Genomic DNA, 21,860 nt, shown 5'->3' with positions numbered 1-21,860 from the left:
GTTTACTTACCAGCCTTTCCGACCTTGCGGCGGATCTGCTCGCCCTCGTAGCGAACACCCTTGCCCTTATAGGGATCGGGAGCGCGGAGGCTGCGGATGTTGGCGGCCACCTGGCCGACCTGCTGCTTGTGAATACCCGAGACGGTGAGCTTGTTGTTGCCCTCAACCGTGAAGGTGATTCCTTCGGGAGCCTTCACAGACACAGGGTGGCTGTAGCCCAGCGCGAACTCGAGGTCCGAGCCCTTTGCCAGAACGCGGTAACCGGTACCAACGATCTCGAGCTTCTTGTTGTAGCCCTGAGAAACGCCGATGATCATGTTGTTGATCAGCGTGCGACTCAAGCCATGGAGCGAGCGGGACTCGCGTTCATCGTCGGGACGATTGACGGTGAGGGTGTCGCCGTCGAGAGTGACGGTGATCGGCGAAGCGATCTCTTGGGAGAGCTCTCCCTTGGGACCCTTCACGCTCACGAGGGAGCCGTCGATCTTTACCTCAACACCAGCCGGCACCGAGATGGGGAGACGTCCAATACGTGACATTCTTCTCTTCCTTTCTCTTGTGACCGACTACCAGACGTAGGCGAGGACTTCGCCGCCCACGCCCTTCTTGGAAGCCTGCTTGTCGGTAAGCAGTCCCGAAGAGGTGGACAGGATGGCGATGCCGAGTCCACCGAGAACCTGAGGCAGGTTGGTGGACTTCGCGTAAACGCGCAGGCCCGGCTTGGAAATGCGGCGAACACCAGCAATGGAATTCTCGCGGTTCGGACCGAACTTGAGCTCGAGAGTCAGAGTCTTACCGACCTGAGCCTCTTCCTCGTGCCAATCCTTGATGTAGCCCTCGGCCTTGAGGATGTCAGCGATCCGGCCTTTGAGCTTGGAGTACGGCATGGACACAGAATCGTGATGTGCCGAATTTGCGTTGCGCAGACGCGTCAGCATGTCTGCGACAGGATCTGTCATGGTCATGTGGGCACTAGCCCTTCCTCGTCACGGTTTCCGATCCCCGGAAGCCGGGGGCGGACCTGAAACGTAGCAGTTAGTTGGTCTTGAACGGGAAGCCGAGCTGGCGAAGCAGCGCGCGACCCTCGTCGTCGGTCTTGGCGGTCGTGACCACGGTGATGTCCATGCCACGCACGCGGTCGATCGCGTCCTGATCGATTTCGTGGAACATCGACTGTTCGGTCAGACCGAACGTGTAGTTCCCGTTGCCGTCAAACTGGCGATCCGACAAGCCGCGGAAGTCGCGGATGCGGGGCAATGCCAGAGAAATCAGGCGGTCCAGGAATTCCCACATGCGGTCTCCACGCAGGGTCGTGTGGCAGCCAATGGGCTGACCTTCACGCAGCTTGAACTGCGCGATCGACTTCTTGGCGCGGGTGACCTGGGGCTTCTGACCCGTGATGAGGGTCAGATCCTTGACGGCCGAATCGATGAGCTTGGAATCGCGCGCGGCGTCTCCAACACCCATGTTGACGACGACCTTGACGAGCTTCGGGGACTGCATCGGGTTCCCGTAGGAGAACTCGCTCTGCAGTGCCGGAACAACCTCGTCCTTGAACTTGGTCTTGAGGCGGGGGGTGATCTTGGTTTCGGTCATTAGAGGTCCTTACCCGAGCTCTTGGACACGCGCACGCGAACGGTGCGGGTGCGTCCGTCTCGCTCAACGGTCTCTTCGCGGTGGCCAACGCGGCTAGGCTTCTTGGTCTCGGGATCAACGATCGCAACGTTGGAAACGTGGATCGATGCTTCAACCTTCTGAATGCCGCCACCCTCACCGGTGTTCGGGTTGGCCTTGGTGTGCTTGGTGACAACCTTGACGCCCTCGACGAGAACGCGGTTGGTCTCGGGGAATACCTTCAGGACCTTGCCCTGCTTGCCCTTATCGGAACCTGAAATGACCTGTACCAGGTCACCGCTCTTGATCTTAGCCATAAGTTAGAGCACCTCCGGAGCAAGCGAAATGATCTTCATGAACTTCTTATCGCGGAGCTCGCGCCCAACCGGCCCGAAGATACGGGTACCGCGGGGCTCGCCGTCGGTGTTCTTGAGGATCACTGCTGAGTTCTCGTTGAACTTGATGTAAGAGCCGTCCGAGCGACGGGTCTCCTTCTTGGTGCGAACGATGACGGCCTTGACGACGTCACCCTTCTTGACGTTTCCGCCAGGAATTGCGTCCTTGACGGTGGCGACGATGATGTCGCCAATACCTGCGTAGCGACGGCCAGATCCACCGAGAATGCGAATGGCAAGGATTTCCTTGGCACCCGTGTTGTCGGCAACCTTCAGCCGTGACTCCTGCTGAATCACTAGTTACTCCTGTCGTCTCACCGGTTCTCACGCCGCCGGTAGGTCATGCCTACTCGCTCGCCGTGGGCCTTGCGGAACAGCTGGTCGGGGTTGATGACGCACCGTTTCCCCGTGTCGTCACCCAGTGAGGCACTGCCTGGCTAGGTGATCGAGGGTCAGCGGTACGCCTAGGAATTCTTCATGCCAGGAACATCGTGAACCGCCGGCTACTTTGCCATCCATGGCTCATGCCCGCGTCATTATGCACTGGCACGGAAGAATTCCGTGGAACATGTGCGAATTTCGCTCCACATGACGTCGCACGAGGCAACGCACAGTGGGCACGAAAAGTCCACACAAGGTCAATACTTTACCACGCAATTTGCCCATGGCATAGGGGCCCTTGGCCTACCACTAGTGACTCTGCTCATGCATTCGTACGGCCTGATCTCACCAGCCGTTGTGCACGCAGAAGGGCACACAAAGGCCCCTCCCCGAGTGACGGGAAGGGGCCTTTGATCATGAGATCACAGCTCGCTTTTTACTTAGCGCGCTCCAAGATCTCGACGATGCGCCAGCGCTTGGAAGCCGACAGGGGTCGGGTCTCCATGATGCGCACGAAGTCACCAACACCGGCGGTGTTCTGCTCGTCGTGCGCCTTCACTTTGTTGCTGCGACGCATGACCTTGCCGTACAGGCCGTGCTTGACGTGATCTTCCACCTCGACGACGACCGTCTTGTCCATTTTGTCGGACACGACGAAGCCGCGACGGGTCTTGCGGAGATTACGCTCTTCCGTCTTCTGTTCACTCACTTGGCATCACCTTCGGTAGCGCTAGCCTTCTCGGCCTTCTTCGCTGCCTTTGCAGCCTTCTTATCGGCCTTCTTGTCAGAGGCGTCACCGGCGGGCGTTGCCTCGGGGCGGATGCCCAATTCACGCTCACGCAGCACCGTGTAGATGCGTGCGATATCGCGCTTGACAGCCGCGAAGCGACCTGCATTCTGGAGTTGCCCCGTGGCCTTTTGGAAACGGAGGTTGAACAACTCTTCCTTGGACGAACGCAGCTTCTCGGTGAGGGCCCCGTTATCCAGCTCAGCGAGCTGATCGATCGAGAGATCCTTGGATCCTACTGCCATTTCTATTCACCACCTTCGCGACGCACGATGCGTGCCTTCATGGGGAGCTTGTGGATTGCCAGGCGAAGCGCCTCTTTAGCGACTTCGTCGCTGACGCCACCCAGTTCAAAGACAACGCGACCGGGCTTGACGTTGGCGACCCACCACTCGGGGGAACCCTTACCGGAACCCATGCGGGTTTCGGCAGGCTTCTTGGTCAGCGGGCGGTCCGGGAAGATGTTGATCCAGACCTTACCGCCACGCTTGATGTAGCGAGTCATGGCGATACGAGCAGCCTCGATCTGGCGGTTGGTCACATACGCGGGTGCCAACGCCTGAACGCCCCAGTCACCGAAGGTCACGGTGGTGCCGCCCTTGGCGACGCCGCTACGCTTCGGGTGGTGCTGCTTGCGGTATTTTACGCGACGGGGAATCAGCATTTATGCCTCACCGTTTTCTGCAGTCTTGGCTTCGGCCGCCGGAGCTTCCGAAGCGCCATTCTGCTGCTCGTTGCGTCCACCGCGACGACCGGCTCCACCGGCGTTACGACGACGACGCTCGCCACCACCGGGGCGGCGATCGTTGTTACCGCGGCGGTTACCCTGCGCGGCCTGCTGAGCAGCAAGTTCCTTATCGGTCAAGTCACCCTTGTAGATCCACACCTTGACACCGATGCGACCGAAGGTGGTCTTGGCCTCGAAGAAGCCGTAATCGATGTTGGCGCGAAGGGTGTGCAGCGGCACGCGACCCTCTCGGTAGAACTCCGAGCGGGACATTTCGGCGCCGCCAAGACGACCCGAGCACTGAATACGGATGCCCTTGGCTCCGGCCCGCTCTGCGGACTGGATGGCCTTCTTCATCGCGCGGCGGAAAGCCACACGCGAAGCGAGCTGCTCCGCAACACCCTGAGCTACGAGCTGGGCGTTGACCTCGGGGTTCGAGACCTCGAGGATGTTCAGCTGGATCTGCTTGCCGGTGAGCTTCTCGAGCTCGCCGCGGATGCGATCAGCTTCGGCGCCACGGCGGCCGATGACGATACCGGGGCGTGCGGTGTGGATATCCACACGGACACGGTCACGGGTACGCTCGATCTCGACGTTGGCGATGCCGGCGCGCTCCATGCCGTTCGACATGAGTTCACGGATCTTCACGTCCTCGCGGATGAAGTCCTTGTAGCGCTGGCCTTCCTTGTTGGAGTCAGCGAACCAGTGTGACTTGTGGTCCGTGGTGATCCCCAGTCGGAATCCGTGCGGGTTGATTTTCTGTCCCACTTAGCGGTCCTCCTCGTTCTCCGGGGTAGCGAGCACCACGGTGATGTGGCTGGTTCGCTTGTTGATGCGGTATGCACGACCCTGAGCACGCGGCTGGAACCGCTTCATGGTCGGGCCTTCGTCCACGTACGCTTCGCTGATGAAGAGTTCTTCTTCTTTGTAAGCGACGCTGTCGCGATCCGCGAGCTGGCGGGCATTTGCCACAGCCGACTCGACGATCTTGAAGACCGGTTCCGAAGCGCCCTGCGGGGCAAACTTCAGAATCGCCAGTGCCTCATTCGCCTGCTTGCCACGAATCAGGTTGACGACGCGCCGGGCCTTCATAGGCGTCACGCGAACGTAGCGCGCAGATGCCTTGGCTTCCATTGCCTATCTCTCTTTCGTCTTATGCCGAAGAGTGAACGTTGCTAGTCGGTTTCCCGACTTAGCGACGCTTACCCTTGCGGTCGTCCTTCACATGGCCGCGGAAAGTCCGCGTGGGAGCGAATTCGCCGAGCTTGTGCCCGACCATCGACTCGGTGATGAACACGGGGACGTGCTTGCGTCCGTCATGCACGGCAATCGTGTGCCCGAGCATGTCGGGGATGATCATCGAGCGACGGGACCACGTCTTGATGACGTTCTTGCTGCCCTTATCGTTCTGAGCGGCTACCTTCAGGAAGAGGTGCTGGTCGACGAAAGGGCCCTTTTTCAAACTACGAGGCATGTTTCAGGCTCCTTAGCGCTTGTTCTTGCCAGTACGACGACGACGCACAATGAGCTTGTCGCTTTCCTTGTTGGGGCGACGGGTGCGTCCCTCGGGCTTGCCGTTCGGGTTGACGGGGTGACGACCACCGGACGTCTTGCCCTCGCCACCACCGTGGGGGTGATCGACGGGGTTCATGACGACACCGCGGACGGTCGGGCGGATGCCCTTCCAGCGGTTACGGCCGGCCTTGCCCCAGTTGATGTTGGTCTGCTCGGCGTTGCCGACCTCGCCAATCGTCGCGCGGCAACGAACGTCAACGTTGCGGATCTCGCCGGAGGGCAAACGGAGCTGGCCGTACTTGCCTTCCTTAGCAACGAGCTGCACGGAAGCGCCTGCGGAGCGAGCCAACTTGGCACCGCCACCGGGACGCAGTTCAACGGCGTGGATCACGGTACCGACGGGGATATTCCGCAACGGCAAGTTATTGCCGGGCTTGATATCCGCATTCGGACCGGATTCGACGACGTCGCCCTGCTTCAAGCGATTCGGGGCAACGATGTAACGCTTAGCGCCATCGACATAGTGCAGGAGCGCGATGCGCGCCGTGCGGTTGGGATCGTATTCGATGTGTGCGACGCGAGCATTCACGCCGTCCTTGTCGTGACGACGGAAATCGATCAAACGGTAGGCCCGCTTGTGTCCGCCGCCCTTGTGACGGGTAGTGATGCGACCGCTGTTGTTGCGTCCACCGGTCTTAGAGAGCGGGCGGATCAACGACTTTTCGGGAGTCGCACGCGTGATTTCTGCAAAGTCGGCAACGCTCGAACCGCGACGGCCCGGCGTTGTCGGCTTGTATTTACGGATAGCCATAATTTAGTTCCTCGTTAAAGTGGTCTCCGCGGCGCTAGGCCTGCGGACCGCCGAAGATATCGATGGTGCCTTCGCGCAGGGTCACAATCGCACGCTTGGTGTTCTTGCGGGAGCCCCAGCCGAAGCGCGTGCGCTTCCGCTTGCCGGCACGGTTGATGGTGTTGACGGTCGAAACCTTGACGCCGAAGATACGCTCCACGGCATCCTTGATTTCCGACTTATTCGAACGGGTATCGACCTCGAAGGTGTACTTACCTTCGTCGATCAACCCGTAGCTCTTCTCCGAAACGACAGGCGCAATGATGACGTCGCGGGGATCCTTGATGGTGGCGCTCACTTGGCGTCCTCCTGGTTCTTTCCAGCCTTGCTGGCGAATGCCACAAATACGTCGTACGCATCCTTGGTGAAGACCACGTCGTCGGCGCGCAACACGTCGTAAGTGTTGAGCTGATCGGCGTACAGTACGTGGGCAAACTCGAGGTTGCGGACGGACAGGGCGACGTTATCTTCCTTGCGGTCGATAACCACCAGCACCTTATTGCGAGAGGTGAGGTCCCTCAGGGCTGCCTTGGCTGCCTTGGTGGAGATCTCCTCGACGAGCGAGCTGACCACATGGATGCGGCCGTGGTTCGCGCGATCGGAGAGAGCACCGCGGAGAGCCGCGGCCTTCATCTTCTTGGGGGTGCGCTGCGAGTAGTCACGCGGCACGGGGCCGTGAACGACGCCACCGCCGGTGTGCTGCGGCATACGGACCGAACCCTGACGGGCACGGCCGGTGCCCTTCTGCTTGAACGGCTTGCGGCCCGAACCAGCGACCTCGCCGCGGTTCTTCGCCTTGTGCGTACCCTGGCGGGCAGCGGCCAACTGGGCGATGACGACCTGGTGCATCAACGCCTCATTGGGCTCAACACCGAAGACATCGGCCGGCAGGTCGACCTTAACGGTTTCAGTAGCCATTGGAGTTAGGCTCCCTTCACAGCGGTGCGAACCAGAACCACGCCATTCTTGGGGCCGGGGATGGCGCCCTTGATCAGCAGAACGTTGTTCTCGGTATCGACACCCTGAATCGTGAGGTTCTGGGTGGTGTGACGGTTGTTGCCCATACGTCCCGCCATGCGCATTCCCTTGAACACGCGAGCAGGATAGGACGCGCCGCCGATGGAACCCGGCTTGCGGTGGTTCTTGTGCGCACCGTGCGAAGCACTGACGCCCTTGAAGCCGTGACGCTTCATAACACCGGCAAAGCCCTTGCCCTTGGTCTTGCCCACGACGTCGACACGCTGGCCGACCTCGAAGATCTCGACGGACAGTTCCTGTCCGAGGGAGTACTCAGCGGAGTCAGAGGTGCGGATTTCGACGAGGTGACGACGCGGGGTGGTCCCGGCCTTCTCGAAGTGTCCGGCCATGGGCTTGGTGACCTTGCGGGGGTCGATCGCACCATAGCCGATCTGGACAGCGTTGTAGCCGTCGGACTCTTGGCCGCGCAGCTGGGTGACGACATTGGAATCGGCCTTGACGACGGTAACCGGCACAAATTTGCCGTTCTCGTCCCAGACCTGGGTCATGCCAAGCTTGGTGCCCAGCAGGCCCTTCACCTGGCGCTCGAATTTGGTAGTCATTGGGATGCGATCCTCTTTACAGCTTGATTTCGATGTTCACGTCTGCCGGCAGGTCCAGGCGCATGAGCGAGTCAACTGCCTTGGGCGTGGGGTCGACGATGTCGATCAGCCGCTTGTGCGTACGCATCTCAAAGTGCTCGCGGCTGTCCTTATACTTGTGCGGCGAGCGGATCACGCAGTACACGTTCTTCTCGGTGGGCAGCGGCACGGGGCCAACAACCGTCGCGCCTGCACGCGTCACCGTCTCAACAATCTTCCGGGCCGAAGAATCGATGACCTCGTGGTCATACGACTTCAGCCGGATGCGGATTTTCTGTCCCGCCATCTGTCGGACTCTCTTTCTTCAAGTACTTCCCTGTGTAGGAACCTCAAGGGCTCCTCTGTATGGCGTCTTCAGGCAGTCACTCAGGTATCCGCCGTTGCGGATTTATCCTGAATTTCCGGCGCCGCCTCACACGAACTGAATCCGGCATTCCCGGGTTCCTCAATTCGCAGAAGCACCGACCCCCGTACTCGGGCGTGTCGCGCTTTGTTCGCGCAGACTGCCGTTGAGCTTTCGGACCGGGTCATTTTGGGCTTGTGCGGATCGCCCGGGCGGCCCATGAGGCCTATTCGGGCAATTCAACGCCAACAAGCGCTTGAACAACGTCCTCTATCTTGCCAGAGGCCGCAAAGTCTTGGCAACCCATAATTCACGAAGTGGTCAGAGACACATGCACGTTTCGCCTGATAGGCGAGATGTCCGCACGAGGCCTGCGTGATCGCCTGCCCCGCACGGACGTCGGGTAACCGTCAACGAGAACAAGGCTCCTTAGAGCCATCCACCAAAGCCTGGCACGTGGCCCATGCGTTCGCTTCGCTCCCCCGGCACCTCGCCTCCAGGTGAATCAGCCAGCGCGGAGACCAAGAGGTTGAAGGTGACGTTGCGAAATGGCGGGTTCACGAAGTATCGCAACGGAGCGTTCACACTTTGTCCCGGTTGGATGATCCCCCGGTAAGAAACCCTAAACCGTGAGCCTTCACGGGATCCGATCGGCGTTCGCTCTTCCCGAATACTCACCGCACTCGACGGAGAAGTCACCTTCATCTGGTTAGCTCCCACCGGTGCATAGTCCGTGTCATAGTCCCGCATGGTGAGAGTCAATTGGCCTGTGGGGTTCTCCGCCGGGACCGAACCGTCGTTGCGGATGATGAACGACGACGGAAGGGACGCTTTGGTGCGTTGCGCATTACCTGAAGCGAATCGATACACCGGCACATCCCATTCCGGTCTAAACGTTCCGAAGTTCACGGAGGGGTCAGCGACGATAAACCGAACCCGCCCAGGCTGTGCGCTGGCCGCTACGGCCGGAATCATCGTGGATGCCGCAACGACCGGTGCCGCCCAGAGAAGTGCTCTCTTCACCGTGCCATGGTGCCGCCGGGTGGTGACAAGATCTTGCATTATTCGTGGTGCTCCTAGAATCGGTGGCCCGCAATGAGCCGGTCCATATTGCGTTCGGCCAATGCCGTGATGGTGACGAAGGGGTTGACACCGATCTTCGCCGGGATCAACGAACCGTCCATGACGAATAGCCCTGGTACGCCTTTAACCTCGCCCGAAAGATCCGTGGCCTCCCCCAGCACGGCCCCGCCAAGCGGGTGGTACGTGAAGTAGTCGGCGAATTGCTGCCGACGTTCGAAGACATCGGCGCGGTACGCAGTACCCGAATGTGCTCTGTTGATCGGGTCAAAGAATGCCCGAACGGCGTCGACCCCTGGTTTCGCGTGACTCGGCCCCCAGTCGAGGTGCACATTTCTCCGCTGGTCATCCCACGTGAATTTCCCTGTGTTGGGGTTGTTGGTGATAGCCAAGTACACGCCGGTATGCAGCTCGATGCCGGTGGGGAACGGCGCGATTTCAGCGAAGACGGATCGTTCCGAGTCATCCCAGTTGCTCACGCCCAGGACAGGAATCGTCGATTGATGCATGCCCGTGGGGTATCCCCACATCCGCCGAGCCAGCATCACATTGCCGTTGGGGCCCCAGTACTGGCCAATCGCATCCGGCAGACCCTTCACCGTGCCGTAACGCTTGGCCTTGAGCAGCAAACGAGACGTCCCCTCAGAACCGGCGGCGAGCACGACGCGGTCGTAGACCGCCGTCCGCCGCTCTGTTTCTTTGCCCCAGAAGTCAATGGTTCGCAGTGAAAGCTCAAAGGTTCCATCCGGGCGCTGGGATAGCTGCGTCACCTCCGTCATAGGAATGAGGTTCACTCTGTTCGTTGCCAACGCCGTCCGGAGAATAGATTTGGGCAACGATCGTTTGCCGTAGTTATTCCCAAACATCACCTCACCAACGAGGGCAGAGCGCGGAACCTGCTTGAACGTTTCCTTACGCAGGTAGTCGAAATCGTAGACATTGGGGACCAGTTGGTGTCGGTACCCCACTTTCTTGGCCTGCAGCGCACTGACCCGCGCAAATTGGTACCACGGAGAGTTCATCACGATGTCCAAAGGCGGCTCGGTGACGAGCAGCTGTTGCCGAGCCCGCGGGAAATAGGTGTCATACATCTCCGCGGCATCGACCGACGGAAGCACCTTTTCGAAGAAGGAGCGCGACGGCGTCACGGCCATGCCGCCGTTGACCAGCGACCCACCCCCGACGCCCCGCCCCAGGTACACCTTGATTCCGGCAAAGGTTTCGATATCGAGAACGCCGGCGGCACGCCTGATGGGACGGTTGATAATGTCCAGGCCGCCCAAGTAGCTGAACGGCATATCCGTTCGATTCTTAAACCACATCGACCGTTCATTGGGTGAGCGCATACCCGGAAAGACCGGACCGGAAGAACTCGACATGGCTTCCCAGTCCGCGCCCATTTCAATGAGATCAACCCGACGCCCCGCTTCGGCAAGACTTCGGGCTGCGACGGCCCCGCCATACCCCGAACCGATGACCGCAATGCGCGGGCCACTCCGAACTTCGGCGGGCGGCGCAGCTAGCGCTGGACTCGCCTCCGAACCGACAGCTACCGCGGCACCGGTGGCTAATGAGGCAGTGACAAATGTTCGGCGAGAGACTGACGGGGACACTTCGGCTACTTTCTTGACTACTGTGCCTAGACCGACCCGCGTTGAGGGAAAGATCCCCCAACGGGTTCTTGTTCAAATTTGGACTTTATACTTTCAAGAATACTCTCAGGTTCCAGCGACGAAGCGGCCGCGGGTCCCCCAGACCGGGATGTCACGTCGCTTGAGGTCGACAATAATGCGCCTCTGAGTACGCAAAAGGGCCCCGGCATAGCCGGGGCCCTTTAGGGTTTGACGTCAGGAACGAGTGATCATTCCCACGTCGAAATCACCAGATATGACTACTTGGTGATCTTGGTGACGCGACCCGAACCAACGGTGCGGCCACCCTCACGGATAGCGAAGCCGAGGCCCTCTTCCATAGCGATGGGCTGGATCAGCTCAACGCTCATCTCGGTGTTGTCGCCGGGCATAACCATCTCGGTGCCCTCGGGCAGAGTGATAACGCCGGTAACGTCCGTGGTGCGGAAGTAGAACTGCGGACGGTAGTTCGAGTAGAACGGGTTGTGACGGCCACCCTCATCCTTCGAGAGGATGTAGACGTTCGCCTCGAAGTTGGTGTGCGGGGTGATCGAGCCGGGGGCTGCAACAACCTGTCCACGCTCGACGTCGTCGCGCTTGAGGCCACGAAGGAGCAGACCACAGTTCTCTCCGGCCCAGGCCTCGTCCAACTGCTTGTGGAACATCTCGATACCGGTCACGGTGGTCTTCTGAAGGTCGCGGATACCGATGATCTCGACATCCGAGTTGAGCTTCAGGGTACCGCGCTCTGCACGGCCGGTCACGACGGTGCCGCGGCCGGTAATCGTGAAGACGTCCTCGATCGGCATGAGGAAGGGCTTGTCCTTGTCGCGAACCGGATCCGGGATGAACTCGTCCACGGCCTCCATGAGGTCCTCAACCGACTTGACCCACTTCTCGTCGCCCTCGAGGGCCTTGAGAGCGGACACGCGGATGACGGGGGCGTTGTCGCCGTCGAACTCCTGCGAGGACAGCAGTTCGCGAACCTCCATCTCGACCAAGTCGAGCAGTTCCTCGTCCTCAACCATGTCGGACTTGTTCAGCGCGACGAGGAGGGAGGGAACGCCAACCTGGCGAGCGAGCAGGACGTGCTCGCGAGTCTGGGCCATGGGGCCGTCGGTGGCGGCGACCACGAGGATAGCGCCGTCCATCTGGGCAGCACCGGTGATCATGTTCTTGACGTAGTCAGCGTGCCCGGGGGCGTCAACGTGTGCGTAGTGACGCTTGTCGGTCTGGTACTCAATGTGAGCAATGTTGATGGTAATACCGCGCTGCCGCTCCTCAGGAGCGGAGTCGATCATACCGAAGTCCTTCTTCTCGTTGAGGTCCGGGAATTTGTTCGCCAGAACCTGCGAGATGGCAGCAGTCAACGTGGTCTTACCGTGGTCAACGTGACCGATGGTACCGATGTTGACGTGCGGCTTGGAGCGCTCGAACTTTGCCTTAGCCACTATGTTCCTCCTAGAACGTTTGATGGAAACTTGCGCTGGCTTTCTGCGCAGTCCGTGGTTGAAGACGGATTCCTGGTCAACAATAACGGAAAAGACTTCCCGTACGAAAACCAGCGCAAGCTTCCGAGGCTGTATTGAATGGATTAGGTCAGCGGCCCAGAAGAGCCGCCATGCGGGGAATTACTCTCCGCGGCTCTTCTGGATGATTTCGTCGGCGACGGCCTTCGGAACCTCGGAGTAGCTGTCGAAGGTCATCGAGTACACCGCACGACCCTGCGTCTTGGAACGCAGGTCACCGATGTAGCCGAACATTTCGGACAGCGGAACGAGAGCCGAGACCAGCTTCACGCCGGCGACGTCTTCCATGGACTGGATGTGGCCACGGCGCGAATTCAAGTCGCCGATGACGTCACCCATGTACTCCTCCGGAGTACGAACCTCGACGGCCATCAACGGCTCGAGCAGTACCGGGTTGGCGCGGCGTGCGCCTTCCTTGAATACCATCGAACCGGCGATCTTGAAGGCCATTTCGGAGGAGTCGACGTCGTGGTAGGCGCCGTCCACCAGGGTGGCCTTCACACCAACCACGGGGTATCCCGCGAGAATGCCGAGCTGCATCGCATCCTGGATGCCGGCATCCACCGACGGGATGTATTCACGGGGCACGCGGCCGCCGGTGATCTTATCCTCGAACTCGTAGAGTTCTTCGGCGTCGAGCGCGATCGGCTCGAAGTTCATCTGCACCTTAGCGAACTGACCGGAACCACCGGTCTGCTTCTTGTGGGTGTAGTCAACCTTCTCGACGGCCTTCTTGATGGTCTCGCGGTAAGCCACCTGCGGCTTACCCACGTTCGCCTCCACGCGGAATTCGCGCTTCATGCGATCCACGAGGACGTCGAGGTGAAGCTCGCCCATACCGCCGATCTCAGTCTGACCGGTCTCGTCGTTGAGGTTGACCGTGAAGGTCGGGTCCTCAGCGGACAGCTTCTGGATAGCCGTCGACAGCTTCTCCTGGTCGCTCTTGGTCTTCGGCTCAATGGCAACGAAGATCACGGGCTTGGGGAAGGTCATCGACTCGAGGACGATCGGGTTCGCCTGATCCGACAGGGTGTCACCGGTCGTGGTCTCCTTGAGACCAATCGCGGCGTAGATGTGACCCGCCTGGATCTCCTCAACCGGATTCTCCTTGTTGGAGTGCATCTGGAAGAGCTTGCCGATGCGCTCACGACGCTGCTTGGTCGAGTTGAGCACCTGCTGACCCGAGGAGGCCGTACCGGAGTACACGCGGATGTAGGTCAACTGGCCGTAGAACGGGTGAGCGGCAACCTTGAACGCCAACGCGGAGAACGGCTCGTCCTTCGCGGGGCGACGGGTCAACTCGACCTCTTCGTCCTTGGGGTCGTGACCGACCATCGGGGGCACATCGAGCGGCGAAGGCAAGTAGTCGATCACGGCGTCGAGCATCGGCTGAACGCCGCGGTTCTTGAACGCCGAACCACAGAAGACCGGGTAAGCAGCGTTATCGACGGTCAACTGGCGGATGCCAGCCTTGAGTTCGTCGATGGTCAGCTCTTCACCTTCGAGGTACTTCTCCATGAGTTCCTCAGAGGACTCAGCAACCTGCTCCACGAGCTGGTTACGGTACTCTTCGGCACGCTCCTGGAGGTCCGCGGGGATCTCCTGGGTCTCGTAGCTCTGGCCGAGCGTGACGTCGCCCTTGGCATCGCCGTGCCAGACGTAAGCCTTCATCTCAAGCAGGTCGACGACGCCGACGAAGTCATTCTCTGCACCGATGGGCAGCTGCATGACGATCGGGGTCGCGCCGAGACGCTTAACGATGGTGTCAACGGTGAAGTAGAAATCCGCACCGAGCTTGTCCATCTTGTTGACGAAGCAAATGCGGGGAACCTCGTACTTGTCCGCCTGACGCCACACCGTCTCGGACTGCGGCTCAACGCCTTCCTTGCCGTCAAACACAGCAACGGCGCCGTCGAGCACGCGCAACGAACGCTCCACCTCGACGGTGAAGTCGACGTGGCCCGGAGTATCGATGATGTTGATCTGGTTGTTCTTCCAGAAGCACGTGGTCGCGGCGGAGGTAATCGTGATGCCGCGTTCCTGTTCCTGGGCCATCCAGTCCATCGTGGATGCACCGTCGTGGGTCTCACCGATCTTGTGGTTGATACCGGTGTAGTACAGGATGCGTTCGGTAGTGGTGGTCTTGCCGGCATCGATGTGGGCCATGATGCCGATATTGCGGACCTTGTTCAGGTCGGTAAGCACGTCAAGTGCCACGATGTGTCCCTTTCAGGTGGATCAACCGGAAGGCCCGCCCGGATCGAGCGGGCCAACAGGATGAAATTACCAGCGATAGTGTGCGAAGGCCTTGTTGGACTCGGCCATCTTGTGGGTATCTTCGCGACGCTTCACAGCGGCACCGAGACCATTGGAAGCATCCATGATCTCGTTCATCAGACGCTCGGTCATGGTCTTCTCTCGGCGAAGCTTGGAGAAGCCCACGAGCCAGCGCAGGGCCAGGGCGGTCGAACGGCCCGAACGGACCTCAACCGGCACCTGGTAGGTTGCACCGCCAACTCGGCGGGAACGAACCTCGAGGGAAGGCTTGATGTTATCCATAGCCTTCTTGAGGGTCGTGACGGCGTCGGAGCCGGTCTTCTGGGCGACACCCTCGAGGGCACCGTAAACGATGCGCTCGGCGGTGGACTTCTTGCCGTCCTGCAGGACCTTGTTGATCAGCTGCGTCACGAGCGGCGATCCGTAAACGGGATCGACGACGAGAGGACGCTTGGGAGCGGGACCCTTACGAGGCATTACTTCTTCTCCTTCTTGACGCCGTAGCGCGAACGAGCCTGGCCACGGTTCTTGACACCCTGGGTATCAAGCGCGCCACGGACGATGCGGTAACGAACACCGGGGAGGTCCTTCACACGACCACCGCGAACGAGCACGATGGAGTGCTCCTGGAGGTTGTGGCCCTCACCCGGAATGTATGCCGTAACCTCGACGCCGCCGTTGAGCTTGACGCGGGCGACCTTACGCAGAGCGGAGTTCGGCTTCTTGGGGGTGGTGGTGTACACGCGGGTGCAGACGCCGCGCTTCATAGGGTTGCCCTTAAGAGCGGGCGCCTTGGTCTTAACGACCTTGGGAGTCCGACCCTTGCGGACCAGCTGCTGAATTGTAGGCAATTTCGAGTTCTCCGTTTGATCTTGGCGACCCTTGCGGGTCACCTTGAAATGTATGCCTCGTGCGGTGTGAGCCGCGCTGAGAGCACTGATGTCCGGTCTAGCGGTATTGGGAAATGGGCACAGTTAATTGATGGCATTTTGACGCAAAAAATAAAAAATGTGCGTCAGAGGACCGTATCCATACCTGCCATTGATTCTGAAGCCCGTCCCGAACGCGTACCGCGATGTTTCCGCCAACCACATTGCACGGAGAGAAACCGTCAACATCCTGGTTGGAGCCACGTCGCACAGCACACTCGCACTGAGACTGAGTACTTCACGTGCAACGATACCCCAGATCCCGCGACTTGGCGAACGCATGTGGCACACACAACGCCCACGATTCAGGAATGGACGCTGAGACCAACGCCTGATCGGTACGCATGCCCGATCCGTCGGGCGGTTTCTTCCAAGCGCGGAACGATGCGTTCGACCATCGTGTCCGCGCGAGCATTCTCCGTGCCAACACGCATGGACACGTTGATGGCCGCAATGTGCGCACCTCTAGCGTCCTTAACCGGCGCGGCGACGGACCGAAGCCCCATCTCGAGCTCCTGATCGACCATTTCCCAGCCCCGCTCCCGCGCACGCCGGATGCGGGTGCGCAGATCTTGAACGTCGGTGATGGTCCGGTCCGTAATGCTCTCCGGACGCTGGCGGGCCAAGTATTCCTCGAGGCGGTCCTCGGAGAGTCCGCTCAGAAGAACGCGGCCCATAGAGGTCGCGTGGGCCGGAAAGCTCGTCCCGACGCTGATCGCCACGTGCATGATGCGGCGCGCGTGGACCCGGGCGACGTAGATGATGTCGTCGCCCTCCAAGACCGACATCGACGTCGACTCGCCGATCCGGCCCGAGAGTTCCCGGAGATGCGGGTATGCCAGGTCGGGCAGGGAGAGGCTCGACAGGTAGGAATAGCCGATGCTCAATACAGTAGGACTCAGCCGGAATTCCTTGTCGATCTGGTGAACGTAGCCGAGGTCGACCAGGGTGTGCAGAAACCTCCGGGCCGTCGCCCGTGTAAGGTTCGTCCGCTGGGCCACCTCAGACAGCGACATGCTGGCGTGCTCGGCGTCGAAGGCCCGTAGAACCGAGATCCCGCGGGCCAGCGACTGCACAAAGGCGTCGCTCATCGAACCGAAGCTTCTTCCGAGGCGCCTTCGAGGGGGCCCAGGAGTTCGACGTCCAGCTCTTCGGCGAGTTCCGCCACACTCACACCGAAGGTCTCGCGCACGTGCACGCCGTCGGCGGCGATGTCGAAGACGGCCGCTTCCGTGTAGACCCGTGACACGCACCCCACCCCGGTCCGCGGAAAGGTGCACTCCGGGACGAACTTGGCCGAACCATCTTTGGATCGAAGGTTCATCATGACGAACGTCTGTTTGGCGCCGATCGCCAGATCCATGGCCCCTCCGACTGCGGGAATCGCGCTGGGCTCCCCGGTGGACCAGTTGGCAAGGTCGCCGTTGGCCGCGACCTGGAAGGCTCCCAGAACGCAGATATCCAAGTGGCCTCCGCGCATCATGGCGAACGAATCCGCGTGATGGAAATACGAGGTCCCCGGGGTCTCCAGAACCGGAATTTTGCCCGCGTTGATCAGGTCAGGGTCAATATCTTCACCATGAGCCTCCGGCCCCATGCCCAACATGCCGTTCTCAGTGTGGAGGGTCACTCCCTGGTCGACGTCGAGGTAATCGGAGACCTTGGTCGGTTGGCCGATCCCGAGGTTCACGAAGGCCCCCGTCGGGATGTCACGAGCCACCATCTGTGCCATGTCATCGCGGGTCAGGGCCGACTCGCGCGTCTGAGGAGTCTCTGTCACCGTGCTCATGCCTGGTCACCTTTCTGCGTCTGGGAGTCGATCGCGACGACGGTATCCACGTAGATTCCCGGGGTCACGACCGCTTCCGGATCCATTTGGCCGGTCTCGACCCTCTCGGCCACCTGAACGATGGAATGCTGTGCGGCAGCGGCCATGATCGGCCCGAAGTTCCGGGCGGTCTTTCGATAGGTCAGGTTGCCGACGCCGTCGCTCGTCTGCGCCTTGGTCAGGGAGAAATCGGCCCGCAAGGGCTGCTCCAGGACGTAGTGGACGCCGTCGATCTCTCGGGTCTCTTTTCCTTCCGCGAGTTGGGTGCCGTAGCCGGTCGGCGTGAAGAAACCACCGATTCCCGCCCCAGCCGCGCGAATTCTCTCGGCAAGGTTGCCTTGTGGCACCAGCTCGAGTTCGATCTCCCCGGCCCGGTATTTTTCGTCAAAGTGCCAAGAGTCTTTTTGTCGGGGGAAGGAACAAATGACCTTGCTGACGCGACCGAGCTGAATTAAACGGGCCAAGCCCACGTCCCCATTGCCGGCGTTATTGTTGACCACGGTCAGGTTCTGTGCACCCTGGTCGATCAACGCATCGATCAGTTCCACGGGTTGCCCGGCCACCCCAAATCCGCCGATCATCACGGTCGATCCATCGGCGATATGTCGGACGGCCTCGGTCGCGGTCTGCGCGAACTCTGTCATGGTTCAGTTCTTCCCTTCAACGTTTTCGAGGACGACGGCCAATCCCTGGCCGACGCCGATGCAGATCGCCGCGACGCCCCATCGCCGTCCCGATGCCTGGAGAGAACGCGCGAGCGTGCCCAGAATGCGGGTACCGGAAGCACCCAGGGGATGCCCGATCGCGATGGCCCCGCCGTGGCGGTTCACGATCGCCGGATCGATGTCCCAGGCACGAATGCACGCGAGGGATTGTGCGGCGAAGGCCTCATTGAGTTCGACGGCCCCGACCTGCCCCCAATCAATCCCCGCCTGTTCGAGCGCGCGGTCAGCCGCCTCGACCGGCGCGTATCCGAAAAATTGCGGTTCGTTGGCCGCGGTCCCGCGCCCCGCCAGACGGGCGATAGGCGCACGCCCGATGCGATCTGCTGCCCTCTCGTTGCCGAGCAGAACAGCCGACGCGCCGTCGTTGAGGGGCGAGGCGTTTCCCGCGGTGACCCGTCCGCCGTCCCGGCGGAAGACCGTCTTGAGGCCGGCCAGAGTCTCTGGGGTGCTCCCCGGTCGCAACGACTCATCACGTTCGAGGTCGGTCCCTGGCATCTGCTCGACCAGGTTGTTGTAGAAGCCCTCGTCCCAGGCCGAGGCCGTGCGCTGATGCGAGGTCGCGGCGAACTCGTCCATGTCCTCGCGCTCGACGCCGTACCGTTCCGCCAGGCGTTCCGTGGCCTCTCCCAAGGACACGGTCCAGTCCTCTTCCATCTTGGGGTTCACGAGCCGCCACCCCAGCGTGGTCGAGGCCAGGTTGAGGTCCCCCGCCGGGAATGGCTTGCTCGTTTTGGGCAGGACCCATGGCGCTCGAGACATTGATTCGACGCCGCCGGCGACGACGATCTCGGCGTCACCAACCGCAATGGATCGGCTCGCCTGCATCGCAGCGTCCAATGAGGAGCCGCAAAGTCGGTTGATCGTGGTTCCCGGCGTCGATACCGGCATTCCGGCCAGGAGCGCCGCCATTCGGGCCACATTGCGGTTCTCCTCCCCCGCCCCGTTGGCGTTGCCGAGCATGACCTCGGAAACCTCCGCGGCGTCGAGGGCCTCGGAGCGCTCGACCACCCGGCGCACCACAAAGGCCGCCAAGTCATCGGGGCGAGTCCCGGACAGGGCGCCTCCATATTTCCCAAAGGGCGTCCGGACCGCGTCGTAGATGAATGTTGCGGTGGGGTCGGTCATGAGGTTCCTCCTGGTAAGCGCAGGTTTAGCTGATCTCGCCGAGATCACGAAGGACGGTCTGTGCGTGGGCGAATGCGGTATTGGCGGCAGGAACGCCGCAGTAGATCGCCGATTGCAGGATGATCTCCTGTATCTGCGCGACGCTGACGTCGTTGCGGCGAGCCGCCTTGACGTGCATCTCGAATTCGGACCAGTGGCCCAAGGCGATCATCGCGGTCAGCGTGATGGCGCTGCGCGTCTTACGATCCAATCCTGGACGGGTCCAGATCTCTCCCCAGGCGTACCGGGAGATGAGGTCTTGGAAGGGCTCGGTAAAGGACGTGGTCGCGGATACCGCTCGGTCCACGTGCTCATCGGAAAGGACCTGGCGGCGAACCGCCATACCGTCCGCCTTGACCTCGTCGCGGGTTTTCGAAGGATCCGGCAAATCGGATACCGCCGGGGCCCCACTTGCGGCGTTTTCAGGCAGGTCGCCGAAGAACTCTGTCAGGTCCGCCGCCGCCTGGTCCGGGACCTCGGCGACCGCGAGGTGCGAGGCGTCGAGGTAGACCGTGGAGCGTCCGGACTGGACCCCTTCGGCGATTTCCTGAAGGGATTCGGGCGGGGTTGCGGGATCGTGTCCGCCCGCGATGGTCAGCACCGGGACGTCGATCTCGGACAGCCTCTCGCGGACGTCGAAGACCGCCAAGGCTCGACACACCAGGCCGTAATTGGCTCGGTCGGCCTCCTGCAGGCTGTGCAGAAGTTCGGTGCCTACCACGGGCTGTTGGTCGAGGAACCCGGGGGCAAACCAGGTCTTCGCGGAATGGATGATCTGTGTGGGAGTGCCGGAACCCTCCACGAGTTCCGCGCGGCCGATCCAGCTCTCCGCCGTGCCGATTTTCGCGCCCGTGCAGATCACCGCCAGTCCCCTGAGCTCATCCCCGTGTGCCAGTGCCAGAGCGAGACCGACTGCTCCGCCGACCGAGACCCCCGCATAGAGGTAGCTCTCCTCGGGGCGACCTCGTTCGGCACGGATCCGGTCGGCCAATCGGTGGACGCCTTCGGCAAGCTCCTCGACCGTGAACGGCTCGCTCACGGGCGTGCCCCGTCCGTGCCCGGGCAGTTCCCACCCGACGACGTCGTATTCTTCTCGCAGGTGTTCCGCGGCCGGAGCCCACAGCGGCGTCACGGACGTCCCAAGGGAGGGACCGACGACCAACAGAGGTTTCGCATGCCGCGAGGATGGTTGGCCGCCGTCCAGATTGCTTCCGAGGGCCACCGACATCAGGTCCGGCATCGTCATGATTGCTCCTTTGCTGTGTCCCATCGACGGGCGGCCGCACGGGCCTGGTCCGCGCTATTTCCTGTGTCCCGGCTCGCGGGCGAATTCCCGTCGAGATTGAGATTTCGGGTCATCGCCCCGGGATCGACGATCAGCCCTTCCGCTAGTTCCGCCGCAAGGGACGTCGCGATCAGTCCGTGACGAGCAACTGTTCGAATTGGCTCCCATTCCAGGTGCCAGGCGAGCTCCGACCGTTCCTCAACCGCGAGGGCCTCTGACTCCATCAGCGCACCGACCGCACGCGAGGCCGTGACCCCGGATCGGCGGATCAGAATCGACAGGGTCGGATTTTTCTTATGCGCCATCGCAGAGGATCCGCCCCGGCCTTCGGCGGCCGGCTCTGCGAGCTCCGAAATCTCATTGCGCGAGGAGATCACGACGTCGCCGGCCATCTTGGCGCACGCGACGGCGGCTCGGGCCAGGGGCTCGACCGCGTCGATCATGGGGCGACGCCGCGTGTGCCAGACCTGATCGGCGACGGGACCATTGAGGCCCAGTCGCCGCGCCCAGAAGTGCCCGAGCCGATCCCCCAACGACATGTCCAGGGCCGAGTCTTCGGCCATGGATTCGAGCGCCAACGCCGCGCGGTGGGTTCCTGCGGCGCCTCCCCCGGATACGGGCAACCACGTGTGGTCGGGGTCCGTCTCCCGGTATGCGGCCGCGACGCCGTCGAGCCACCGACCGGCCCGGGCACCAAAGGTCATCGGCAATGCATGCTGGCCTAGCGTCCGGGCCACCATCACCGTGTCGGCGTGTTCGGCACTCAGGCGAGCCAAGGAGTCACCGGTGCGACCCAACGCTTCGTGGCATCCCGCCAACGCCGAGGCGACAACGCTCATGAGGGCCGTGTCCATCACGTCTTGGCTGGTCAACGCACGGTGGACGGCCATGGAGGCCTCTTCCGAAACCCGCTGCGCGACTGACCGACGCAACATCGCGACCAGACCAATCACGGGGTTGCCCCCACCTTCGGCCCCGCTCGCGAGGGCCTCAGGATCTATCTCGGCCTGCTCGATCGCGGAGGCGATGCGAGCGGCCAAAGGCGGATCCAGCACGCCGGCGTCAGCCTGTGCCCGGACCCACTCGGCTTCCGCGGACACCAGCGCTCGAAGCAACGCGTCGTCCCCGACCACGGAGTCGGCGCGTTGCCCGCCGGGGATGAGGAGATCACTGAAGGTCAT

General features: G+C 61.5%; 28 protein-coding genes. All 28 read right to left on the bottom strand.

The window, feature by feature from the left end:
• Positions 1 to 2: 2 nt before the first annotated feature.
• The 28 genes from rplF to D8M21_RS01365 all read right to left on the bottom strand — a co-directional run bounded on the left by rplF (position 3) and on the right by D8M21_RS01365 (position 21,860).
• On the bottom strand, positions 3 to 539 hold the full coding sequence (rplF, locus tag D8M21_RS01500) for a 50S ribosomal protein L6 (RefSeq protein WP_048682722.1): 537 nt from the start codon (positions 537 to 539) through the stop codon (positions 3 to 5).
• A gap of 27 nt (positions 540 to 566) precedes the next feature.
• Positions 567 to 965 carry a 30S ribosomal protein S8 gene (gene rpsH, locus D8M21_RS01495; RefSeq protein WP_048682726.1) on the bottom strand — a complete coding sequence of 133 codons (399 nt, stop codon included), beginning with the start codon at positions 963 to 965 and terminating at the stop codon, positions 567 to 569.
• 70 nt (positions 966 to 1,035) lie between these two features.
• On the bottom strand, positions 1,036 to 1,596 hold the full coding sequence (gene rplE, locus D8M21_RS01490) for a 50S ribosomal protein L5 (protein WP_030015016.1): 561 nt from the start codon (positions 1,594 to 1,596) through the stop codon (positions 1,036 to 1,038).
• On the bottom strand, positions 1,596 to 1,931 hold the full coding sequence (gene rplX, locus D8M21_RS01485) for a 50S ribosomal protein L24 (protein WP_048682729.1): 336 nt from the start codon (positions 1,929 to 1,931) through the stop codon (positions 1,596 to 1,598). Before rplX ends, rplE begins: the two co-directional genes overlap by 1 nt.
• A 3-nt stretch (positions 1,932 to 1,934) precedes the next feature.
• Complete coding sequence (gene rplN, locus D8M21_RS01480; protein ID WP_048682733.1) at positions 1,935 to 2,306, bottom strand: 50S ribosomal protein L14; 372 nt, start codon at positions 2,304 to 2,306, stop codon at positions 1,935 to 1,937.
• 520 nt (positions 2,307 to 2,826) lie between these two features.
• Entirely contained in the window at positions 2,827 to 3,099 is a 273-nt protein-coding gene (gene rpsQ, locus D8M21_RS01475) for a 30S ribosomal protein S17 (RefSeq protein ID WP_048682737.1), read from the bottom strand.
• Positions 3,096 to 3,422 (bottom strand): 50S ribosomal protein L29, encoded by a 327-nt coding sequence (gene rpmC / locus D8M21_RS01470; protein WP_048682739.1) that lies wholly within the window; start codon positions 3,420 to 3,422, stop codon positions 3,096 to 3,098. Before rpmC ends, rpsQ begins: the two co-directional genes overlap by 4 nt.
• 2 nt (positions 3,423 to 3,424) lie before the next feature.
• Entirely contained in the window at positions 3,425 to 3,841 is a 417-nt protein-coding gene (rplP, locus tag D8M21_RS01465; RefSeq protein ID WP_030015032.1) for a 50S ribosomal protein L16, read from the bottom strand.
• A complete protein-coding gene (rpsC, locus tag D8M21_RS01460; protein WP_048682741.1) occupies positions 3,842 to 4,672 on the bottom strand; it encodes a 30S ribosomal protein S3 in 831 nt (276 codons plus the stop codon).
• Positions 4,673 to 5,038: a 50S ribosomal protein L22 gene (gene rplV, locus D8M21_RS01455; RefSeq protein ID WP_030015036.1), complete on the bottom strand. Its 366-nt coding sequence runs from the start codon at positions 5,036 to 5,038 to the stop codon at positions 4,673 to 4,675. It abuts the gene before it with no gap.
• Between the two features lie 58 nt (positions 5,039 to 5,096).
• Positions 5,097 to 5,378, bottom strand: coding sequence for a 30S ribosomal protein S19 (rpsS, locus tag D8M21_RS01450; protein WP_048682744.1), 282 nt, complete (start codon positions 5,376 to 5,378; stop codon positions 5,097 to 5,099).
• A 12-nt stretch (positions 5,379 to 5,390) separates the two neighbouring features.
• Positions 5,391 to 6,230, bottom strand: coding sequence for a 50S ribosomal protein L2 (rplB, locus tag D8M21_RS01445; protein WP_048682747.1), 840 nt, complete (start codon positions 6,228 to 6,230; stop codon positions 5,391 to 5,393).
• A gap of 34 nt (positions 6,231 to 6,264) precedes the next feature.
• Positions 6,265 to 6,567 carry a 50S ribosomal protein L23 gene (gene rplW, locus D8M21_RS01440; RefSeq protein ID WP_048682749.1) on the bottom strand — a complete coding sequence of 101 codons (303 nt, stop codon included), beginning with the start codon at positions 6,565 to 6,567 and terminating at the stop codon, positions 6,265 to 6,267.
• Positions 6,564 to 7,187, bottom strand: a complete 624-nt coding sequence (gene rplD / locus D8M21_RS01435; RefSeq protein ID WP_048682752.1) for a 50S ribosomal protein L4 — start codon at positions 7,185 to 7,187, stop codon at positions 6,564 to 6,566. The genes rplW and rplD overlap by 4 nt, the downstream gene beginning before the upstream one ends.
• A gap of 5 nt (positions 7,188 to 7,192) precedes the next feature.
• Positions 7,193 to 7,849: a 50S ribosomal protein L3 gene (gene rplC, locus D8M21_RS01430; RefSeq protein WP_048682754.1), complete on the bottom strand. Its 657-nt coding sequence runs from the start codon at positions 7,847 to 7,849 to the stop codon at positions 7,193 to 7,195.
• Positions 7,850 to 7,865: 16 nt separating this feature from the next.
• Complete coding sequence (rpsJ, locus tag D8M21_RS01425) at positions 7,866 to 8,174, bottom strand: 30S ribosomal protein S10 (RefSeq protein ID WP_030015043.1); 309 nt, start codon at positions 8,172 to 8,174, stop codon at positions 7,866 to 7,868.
• A gap of 486 nt (positions 8,175 to 8,660) precedes the next feature.
• On the bottom strand, positions 8,661 to 9,254 hold the full coding sequence (locus D8M21_RS01420) for a hypothetical protein (RefSeq protein WP_126855592.1): 594 nt from the start codon (positions 9,252 to 9,254) through the stop codon (positions 8,661 to 8,663).
• A 53-nt stretch (positions 9,255 to 9,307) separates the two neighbouring features.
• A complete protein-coding gene (locus tag D8M21_RS01415; RefSeq protein WP_126855590.1) occupies positions 9,308 to 10,924 on the bottom strand; it encodes an FAD-dependent oxidoreductase in 1,617 nt (538 codons plus the stop codon).
• A 278-nt stretch (positions 10,925 to 11,202) separates the two neighbouring features.
• Complete coding sequence (gene tuf / locus D8M21_RS01410; RefSeq protein ID WP_048682929.1) at positions 11,203 to 12,393, bottom strand: elongation factor Tu; 1,191 nt, start codon at positions 12,391 to 12,393, stop codon at positions 11,203 to 11,205.
• A gap of 180 nt (positions 12,394 to 12,573) precedes the next feature.
• A complete protein-coding gene (gene fusA, locus D8M21_RS01405; protein WP_048682933.1) occupies positions 12,574 to 14,688 on the bottom strand; it encodes an elongation factor G in 2,115 nt (704 codons plus the stop codon).
• A 66-nt stretch (positions 14,689 to 14,754) separates the two neighbouring features.
• Positions 14,755 to 15,225: a 30S ribosomal protein S7 gene (gene rpsG / locus D8M21_RS01400; RefSeq protein ID WP_030015050.1), complete on the bottom strand. Its 471-nt coding sequence runs from the start codon at positions 15,223 to 15,225 to the stop codon at positions 14,755 to 14,757.
• Positions 15,225 to 15,599, bottom strand: a complete 375-nt coding sequence (gene rpsL / locus D8M21_RS01395; protein ID WP_048683053.1) for a 30S ribosomal protein S12 — start codon at positions 15,597 to 15,599, stop codon at positions 15,225 to 15,227. The genes rpsG and rpsL overlap by 1 nt, the downstream gene beginning before the upstream one ends.
• A 383-nt stretch (positions 15,600 to 15,982) precedes the next feature.
• Positions 15,983 to 16,768 carry an IclR family transcriptional regulator domain-containing protein gene (locus tag D8M21_RS01390; protein WP_048682936.1) on the bottom strand — a complete coding sequence of 262 codons (786 nt, stop codon included), beginning with the start codon at positions 16,766 to 16,768 and terminating at the stop codon, positions 15,983 to 15,985.
• Positions 16,765 to 17,466 carry a 3-oxoacid CoA-transferase subunit B gene (locus tag D8M21_RS01385; RefSeq protein ID WP_048682938.1) on the bottom strand — a complete coding sequence of 234 codons (702 nt, stop codon included), beginning with the start codon at positions 17,464 to 17,466 and terminating at the stop codon, positions 16,765 to 16,767. Before D8M21_RS01385 ends, D8M21_RS01390 begins: the two co-directional genes overlap by 4 nt.
• The gene (locus D8M21_RS01380; RefSeq protein ID WP_048682941.1) at positions 17,463 to 18,149 is read right to left on the bottom strand and encodes a 3-oxoacid CoA-transferase subunit A; all 687 of its coding nucleotides are present in this window, start codon (positions 18,147 to 18,149) and stop codon (positions 17,463 to 17,465) included. The genes D8M21_RS01385 and D8M21_RS01380 overlap by 4 nt, the downstream gene beginning before the upstream one ends.
• A gap of 3 nt (positions 18,150 to 18,152) precedes the next feature.
• Positions 18,153 to 19,355: a thiolase family protein gene (locus D8M21_RS01375; RefSeq protein ID WP_048682945.1), complete on the bottom strand. Its 1,203-nt coding sequence runs from the start codon at positions 19,353 to 19,355 to the stop codon at positions 18,153 to 18,155.
• A 25-nt stretch (positions 19,356 to 19,380) separates the two neighbouring features.
• A complete protein-coding gene (gene pcaDC / locus D8M21_RS11585) occupies positions 19,381 to 20,640 on the bottom strand; it encodes a bifunctional 3-oxoadipate enol-lactonase/4-carboxymuconolactone decarboxylase PcaDC (RefSeq protein WP_065424319.1) in 1,260 nt (419 codons plus the stop codon).
• Positions 20,637 to 21,860 carry a lyase family protein gene (locus D8M21_RS01365; RefSeq protein ID WP_048682947.1) on the bottom strand — a complete coding sequence of 408 codons (1,224 nt, stop codon included), beginning with the start codon at positions 21,858 to 21,860 and terminating at the stop codon, positions 20,637 to 20,639. Before D8M21_RS01365 ends, pcaDC begins: the two co-directional genes overlap by 4 nt.

The sequence above is a fragment of the Kocuria sp. HSID16901 genome (genome assembly GCF_003989425.1).
GTDB lineage: Bacteria > Actinomycetota > Actinomycetes > Actinomycetales > Micrococcaceae > Rothia > Rothia massiliensis.
This window is presented reverse-complemented; position numbering and strand designations above follow the sequence as displayed.

Bases quoted from the DNA above. Each gene is read 5' to 3' on its own strand.
- rplF (WP_048682722.1), bottom strand. From the start codon at position 539: ATGTCACGTATTGGACGTCTCCCCATCTCGGTGCCGGCTGGTGTTGAG.
- rpsH (WP_048682726.1), bottom strand. From the start codon at position 965: ATGACCATGACAGATCCTGTCGCAGACATGCTGACGCGTCTGCGCAAC.
- rplE (WP_030015016.1), bottom strand. From the start codon at position 1,596: ATGACCGAAACCAAGATCACCCCCCGCCTCAAGACCAAGTTCAAGGAC.
- rplX (WP_048682729.1), bottom strand. From the start codon at position 1,931: ATGGCTAAGATCAAGAGCGGTGACCTGGTACAGGTCATTTCAGGTTCC.
- rpmC (WP_048682739.1), bottom strand. From the start codon at position 3,422: ATGGCAGTAGGATCCAAGGATCTCTCGATCGATCAGCTCGCTGAGCTG.
- rplP (WP_030015032.1), bottom strand. From the start codon at position 3,841: ATGCTGATTCCCCGTCGCGTAAAATACCGCAAGCAGCACCACCCGAAG.
- rplV (WP_030015036.1), bottom strand. From the start codon at position 5,038: ATGGAAGCCAAGGCATCTGCGCGCTACGTTCGCGTGACGCCTATGAAG.
- rpsS (WP_048682744.1), bottom strand. From the start codon at position 5,378: ATGCCTCGTAGTTTGAAAAAGGGCCCTTTCGTCGACCAGCACCTCTTC.
- rplB (WP_048682747.1), bottom strand. From the start codon at position 6,230: ATGGCTATCCGTAAATACAAGCCGACAACGCCGGGCCGTCGCGGTTCG.
- rplD (WP_048682752.1), bottom strand. From the start codon at position 7,187: ATGGCTACTGAAACCGTTAAGGTCGACCTGCCGGCCGATGTCTTCGGT.
- rplC (WP_048682754.1), bottom strand. From the start codon at position 7,849: ATGACTACCAAATTCGAGCGCCAGGTGAAGGGCCTGCTGGGCACCAAG.
- rpsJ (WP_030015043.1), bottom strand. From the start codon at position 8,174: ATGGCGGGACAGAAAATCCGCATCCGGCTGAAGTCGTATGACCACGAG.
- rpsG (WP_030015050.1), bottom strand. From the start codon at position 15,225: ATGCCTCGTAAGGGTCCCGCTCCCAAGCGTCCTCTCGTCGTCGATCCC.
- D8M21_RS01390 (WP_048682936.1), bottom strand. From the start codon at position 16,768: ATGAGCGACGCCTTTGTGCAGTCGCTGGCCCGCGGGATCTCGGTTCTA.
- D8M21_RS01385 (WP_048682938.1), bottom strand. From the start codon at position 17,466: ATGAGCACGGTGACAGAGACTCCTCAGACGCGCGAGTCGGCCCTGACC.
- D8M21_RS01380 (WP_048682941.1), bottom strand. From the start codon at position 18,149: ATGACAGAGTTCGCGCAGACCGCGACCGAGGCCGTCCGACATATCGCC.
- D8M21_RS01375 (WP_048682945.1), bottom strand. From the start codon at position 19,355: ATGACCGACCCCACCGCAACATTCATCTACGACGCGGTCCGGACGCCC.
- pcaDC (WP_065424319.1), bottom strand. From the start codon at position 20,640: ATGACGATGCCGGACCTGATGTCGGTGGCCCTCGGAAGCAATCTGGAC.
- D8M21_RS01365 (WP_048682947.1), bottom strand. From the start codon at position 21,860: ATGACCTTCAGTGATCTCCTCATCCCCGGCGGGCAACGCGCCGACTCC.